This is a genomic window from Stackebrandtia sp., from assembly GCF_035643755.1.
Lineage (GTDB): Bacteria > Actinomycetota > Actinomycetes > Mycobacteriales > Micromonosporaceae > Stackebrandtia.
Window position 1 is genome coordinate 1 of record NZ_DASQPW010000073.1, and the last position, 5322, is coordinate 5322.

Consider the following 5322-nt stretch of genomic DNA (forward strand, 5'->3'; position numbering starts at 1 on the left):
GGTGTGGGTGGCCAGCTCGACCCATCCGGCCAGCAGGCCGGTGCCGGTGGCGATCTCCGGGGTCCACCACCACAGGACCCGCAGCACGGGCCAAGCCACGATGAAGCCCGCGACGGGCAGACCGACGCAGACGCCGGCCAATCGACCCGCTCCTTGGGCATCACCCCATGGCCAAGGTCCGTGCGTCCCACATCCGGTCATGGGTTAAGAACCGGTCTGAAGTCCTCACACCCTCCACACTCAGCGTCGCCTATGGCAACCTCGCCGCAATGTTCGCCAGCGCCGTCATCGATCGTGCCATCGGCGTCTCACCATGCACCGGCGTCCGCCTGCCCGACATCGAGCACCACCAGCACTACATTCCCACGCCGACCAGGTGCATCGTCTTGGAGAGGCACTCACCGCCCGGCATGCTGCCGTGCCGTACGTCGGCGCCGGCTGCGGTCTACGCGCAGGAGAGATCTTCGGCCTTGAACTCGACTCGATCGACTTCCTACGCCGAGAGATCGACGTCAGCCAACAACTCGTCAGCGTCACAGGCCGCTCGCCGTACTTGGCCCCACCCAAGACGAAGACTTCTGCACGCACCGTCGAGCTGCCCAAGGCAACGGCCGCAGCGCTCGCGCGGCACATCGAGCTTTACCCTCCGGTCGAGATCGAGATCGAGATCGAGGTCGATGACGACACCGATCCGCGGAGGCCGACTCGACGTAAGGCGAAGCTCGTCTTCACGACAAACGCACTCAATCCGATGCATTGCGCGACCTGGTCGCAGTATTGGGCGCCGACCCGAGACGCGGCTGGCATCCCCAAGGGCGTTGGCCTGCACTGCCTCCGCCACTACTTCGCGACGCTGCTCATTCACAACGGTGCAAGCGTGAAGGCCGTGCAGCTTGCGCTGGGACATGCCACGCCCACGATCACGCTCGACACCTACGTCGGCGAGTGGCCGGAGGCGCACGAGAAGACGCGTGCGATCGTGGATGGCGCTCTCGGGGATGTGCCCCGGATGTGCCCTCCGAAAGCGTCAGACGGGTAACAGTGCAGGTAGACGCGCTATGCAGTGACCGTCTAGCGGTAGTTCGTGAACTGCAGCGCGACGTCGAGGTCCTTGCCCTTGAGCAGCGAGATCACCGTCTGCAGCTCGTCCTTCTTCTTGGAACTGACCCGCAGCTCGTCCCCTTGAATCTGCGCCCGAACGCCCTTCGGCCCCTCATCCCTGATGATCTTGCCGATCTTCTTGGCGTCCTCCTGGGAGATGCCCTCCTTGAGCGCCACCGTGAGCTTGTAGACCTTCCCGGACGGCTTGGGCTCACCGGCGTCGATAGCCTTGAGCGAAACACCGCGCTTGACGAGCTTGTCCTTCAACACGTCGAGAACGGCGTTGGCCCGCTCCTCGCTGTTGGCCTGAACCTCGATGGCCTCCCCGGCCCACTTGATCCCAGCATCGACGTTCCGAAAGTCGAACCGGTTAGCGATCTCCTTGCCCGCCTGGTTGAGCGCGTTGTCCACCTCCTGCCGGTCGAGCTTGGACACGATGTCGAAGGAGCTCTCAGCTGCCACGTTTGCCTGCCCTCACAGAGAATGACGATCTCAACAGGGTAGTGAGACCACGACCCGAACGAGGCCACCCGCAGCCCCGTACGCGCCCCGGAATCCGATGTCACCCTCGCGTTCAGAGTCCGCTATCCTTCTGAGCGTCGTTACGACGACGTGACGGCGGGTTGCCCGAGTGGCCAATGGGAGCGGACTGTAAATCCGTCGGCTTAGCCTACCCAGGTTCGAATCCTGGACCCGCCACACCCAGCGCAAACAGCCCCCCACCAGCGGTGACAGCGGTGAGGGGCTGTTTCGTTCCTGTCCGGCTGTGTCCGAGTCAGAGCGATCGTCTACGGGCGTCTGCGGCAAATACGCGTCCAAGTTCTACGAGGGTCAGACGGCTCCATGGTGTGTGCGGTCGCGGCGAAGATGCGGCGCTTGGCCTCCTCCTGCTTGCCCGCGATTCGGGCCACCGGTGCCCTTTGCCGAATCCCGCTGTAGTGGATCAAGGCGGCGGCGCTCCGCGCCTCCGCAGGCCGCCCGCTCCGGCACGCCCTACGGGCGTGCGGCGTGGGCGCCGGTCCCTCCGGCCGTGCCGATCGGGCGGCCCAATGTACGAACACCCCGCCATAGGTCCCCTGCAGCGTCGTCGTTAGGCCCGCACTGCCACCGCAGGGAGCAGACACAGGGGGGCCGCTGGCAGACTCGCATTCGCTCGCTCTACGGGTGGCCTACGGTCATCAGACGGCAGCCCCGCTCCCCACGTGTCGGCGTATTCCTCCACATGCAGAGGTAGGTGTGGGCTGTTCTGATGGGGAGAGGGAGAGTGCCCCTCCTGGTGCCGGCGTGCCCCTGCCGCTCAGTGAGCCGTGATGAGCAGGTGTAGGGCGAGGGCGCAGATCACGGTGCTGGAGGTCACGGCCGTGACCAGCCGCCCGCGACTGCCGGTCAACGTTCGGCCGAGCAGTGCACCACCGCTGGCCAAGAGCAGTTGCCAGCTGGCGGACGCAGCGAAGGCGGCAAGGACGAACACCGCTTGCTCCAAGTAATCCGGTGCGGCCGTGGTCTGGCTGCCGAGCACGAGCGCCGCGAAGTAGATCAGGGTGATGGGATTCATGACGGTGAGTCCCAGTAGCGTCAGGTAGGCCCGAACCGGGCTGATCGGTGCCTCGCTGGCCCGAGTTGTCGTCTGGATCTTGCTGTACTGACGGATCGCTCGGGCAGCGGCTCGGACCGCCAGTGCGATCAGTACCAGGGCCGACGCCCAGCGCAGGGGCGGCATGATCGGCTGGATTACAGGGGTAACCGCTGAGCCCGCCAGCGAGGCGATCAGCGCGTAGAGGCCATCAGCGGTCGCGACACCGAATGCGGCGAAGGCGCCGATCCGCAGGGTCGTCCGAGCGGTGAGGGCCACCAGGTATGTCGCGACCGCTCCCACCGGCATGGCGATGCCATAGCCGGCGATGAGCCCCGCGACCAGAGCGGCGATCACGCTTGCGGAAGAGTCGACCTCCATGATTGGCCGGACTGCTGCTGGCCCCGCTCCGGTCGGACGGTATGGGCCAACGGCAGGGAGGCAGTCATCTTGGTCATGGGCAGATCCTGAGGGCAGCGAGATTGCCCATGCAACTCAATTATGGGGCTGATCGTCTCCACACGTTTACCGGCTCCGTCGCTGCGCATGGAGGAGTATGCCGACACCACGTCACGGGGAACCCTTTACAGATGCCTCCGGTGGGGGCCTCAGACTCGGGGATGGCTCAACTGCGCAACGCGCCGCAAGGTCTGTCAGTGGTTGAGGTGGAAGCCGGGTGAGCTGTGGCGTAGCGCCGCTAAGACCGTCTCAGGCCCGCAGAGCGCATCACTGACCAGGGGATGACTTGCCGAAGGCCGTGCCCCCTGCGTGCCCGTCAGGGCGGTCTCTGACGGGGATTCACGGGGACTCAGCGATCATGCCGCCTTTAGCCTTGACCTGCGCCGCAGCAGCCAGCAGGCGAGCGCCCCGAAGACTTCTAAACTGGTGATCCGTCGTGGCTCCTGGGAGCCACCGTGGGAGCCACCCGAATGAACGATCTTGAGCGCAGCCGTACGGATTCGGACAGGCGAGAGGACGTCGGCCGAGCATGCGGACGGATCTGAACGACTCCGGAGATCGTTTGGGTACCTACGGAGAAGGTCCCGCCCGCCGGCTGCGGCCTCGGCTGTCGGGCCATTAGCGGGCCATTAGCCACGGTGAACAGGGGTCAATAGGGGTCACCCACGGGCATGTCGAAGCCCACGTCAGCGCCCATGACGGCCCGGAACCAGACGCTTCCCAAGCTGGTAGTGCGGGTTCGATTCCCGTCACCCGCTCCTTAACCAGAAAGGCCAGGCCAGGGCCGCGTAATCCGGGGGATCACTGCCGTCCGGGCCAGCGGAACCAGTCTTTGGGGAGTTGGGCGACGACGGTATCGACGGCCTCGGCGGTCCGGCCTCGAACTTCAAGATCTGCACATGCGAAAGGCCGGTGGCCCGCCCCGGACTTTCCGGACAGCTACTTAACGGCTAATTCACGCTGCGAGCTGTCGGTTCTCGTACTCGTTGCGGGCCTGTAGCGGGGTCCGATAATCGAGTCCCGAGTGGCGACGCCGAGAATTGTACCACAATTCGATATACCGTGTGATGTCTCGACGGGCATGCTCGCGGGTCGGGTACTCCGTGCGGTGGACTCGCTCGTTCTTGAGCGCGGCGAAGAAGGACTCAGCCATTGCGTTGTCGTAACAAATACCGGTGCGGCCGACCGATTGACGGAGCTTGAGTCTCTTCAGCGTCTTCGCGAACTGGGTAGAGGTGTAATTGCTTCCGCGGTCGGAGTGGAAGACCGCACCTTCGGCGAGTCGATGGTTACGGGCCGCCATTTCGATGGCGGACTCGATGAGCGGTGTTTTGTAGTTGTTGTCCATCGCCCACCCGATCACCGCCTTGGTGTGGCAGTCGATCACCGTGGCCAGATAAATCCACCCTTCCCACGTTGGGATATATGTGATGTCGCCCACCAGCTTCTGCCCGGGAGCATCGGCGGTGAAGTCACGATTCACCAGGTCCGGGATCGGGCCGGCCATGCCGTCGGCCTCGGTCAGGCAGTGCCGCCAGGGCTTGGGCTGGCAGGGCTCCAAGCCCAGCTCACGCATGATGGACCGCACCAGCTCCAGTCCGCACGCGATGCTCCAGTCGGCCAGGTCGGCGTGCACCCGCCGGTACCCGTAGGTGCCGTCGGAATCATCGAACGACTTTTGCACGTAGAGCGCGAGTTCCTCGCGGCGCTGCGCCGTCATGGACGTAGGCCTGTCTCGCCATTCATAGAACCCAGAGCGGGATACCTCAAGCCATGCGCACATCTTCACGATCGATGGCGCTTGGGTGTCGTTCGCGCTGGAGGTGGCTGCGTACTCTGCGTCGATGAACTCGAACTTGTCGCTCACCGATGATCCTTGGCGAAGTACGCTGCGGCTTTTTTCAGGAACTCGTTCTCCATGCGGAGCTCTCGGGCTTCACGTTCGAGCTCGCGAAGCCGAGCGCGCTCGCTCACGGTCAGCGGCGGCTCATCACCCGCATGCTCGCGTCGATAGATGTTCACCCAGTTTCCGAGAGTCGCCTCATGGATTCCGAGTTCCTTGGCCACCTGGGCGATCGGACGGGACGTCTCGATCACCGCCTTAACGGCCTCTTCCTTAAACTCAGGAGAGTAGCTCCTGCGATTTCGCGACAACCGTCTTCCTTTCCAGACGACCCAATCTTAGAGGG

At 64.4% G+C, this 5322-nt stretch carries 4 protein-coding genes and 1 tRNA gene; 2 read left to right on the forward strand and 3 right to left on the reverse strand.

Going from position 1 to position 5322, the window contains the following annotated elements:
* The first annotated feature begins 313 nt into the window (after positions 1 to 313).
* Complete coding sequence (locus tag VE172_RS05315) at positions 314 to 1039, forward strand: site-specific integrase (protein WP_324798195.1); 726 nt, start codon at positions 314 to 316, stop codon at positions 1037 to 1039.
* 32 nt (positions 1040 to 1071) lie between these two features.
* On the opposite strand, the gene VE172_RS05320 is transcribed toward VE172_RS05315, so the two are convergent.
* On the reverse strand, positions 1072 to 1563 hold the full coding sequence (locus VE172_RS05320) for a YajQ family cyclic di-GMP-binding protein (RefSeq protein WP_324798200.1): 492 nt from the start codon (positions 1561 to 1563) through the stop codon (positions 1072 to 1074).
* 155 nt (positions 1564 to 1718) lie between these two features.
* Here VE172_RS05320 and VE172_RS05325 point away from each other — a divergent pair.
* A tRNA-Tyr gene (locus VE172_RS05325) sits at positions 1719 to 1800 on the forward strand.
* A gap of 598 nt (positions 1801 to 2398) precedes the next feature.
* Here VE172_RS05325 and VE172_RS05330 read toward each other — a convergent pair.
* Positions 2399 to 3055 (reverse strand): LysE family transporter, encoded by a 657-nt coding sequence (locus VE172_RS05330; RefSeq protein ID WP_324798203.1) that lies wholly within the window; start codon positions 3053 to 3055, stop codon positions 2399 to 2401.
* A 1033-nt stretch (positions 3056 to 4088) separates the two neighbouring features.
* A protein-coding gene (locus VE172_RS05335) for an IS3 family transposase (RefSeq protein ID WP_324798206.1) occupies positions 4089 to 5287 on the reverse strand; the annotation gives its coding sequence in 2 pieces (ribosomal slippage) (positions 4089 to 5023 and positions 5023 to 5287; 1200 coding nt in all).
* Positions 5288 to 5322 lie beyond the last annotated feature (35 nt).

Bases quoted from the DNA above. Each gene is read 5' to 3' on its own strand.
- VE172_RS05315 (WP_324798195.1), top strand. From the start codon at position 314: ATGCACCGGCGTCCGCCTGCCCGACATCGAGCACCACCAGCACTACAT.
- VE172_RS05330 (WP_324798203.1), bottom strand. From the start codon at position 3,055: ATGGAGGTCGACTCTTCCGCAAGCGTGATCGCCGCTCTGGTCGCGGGG.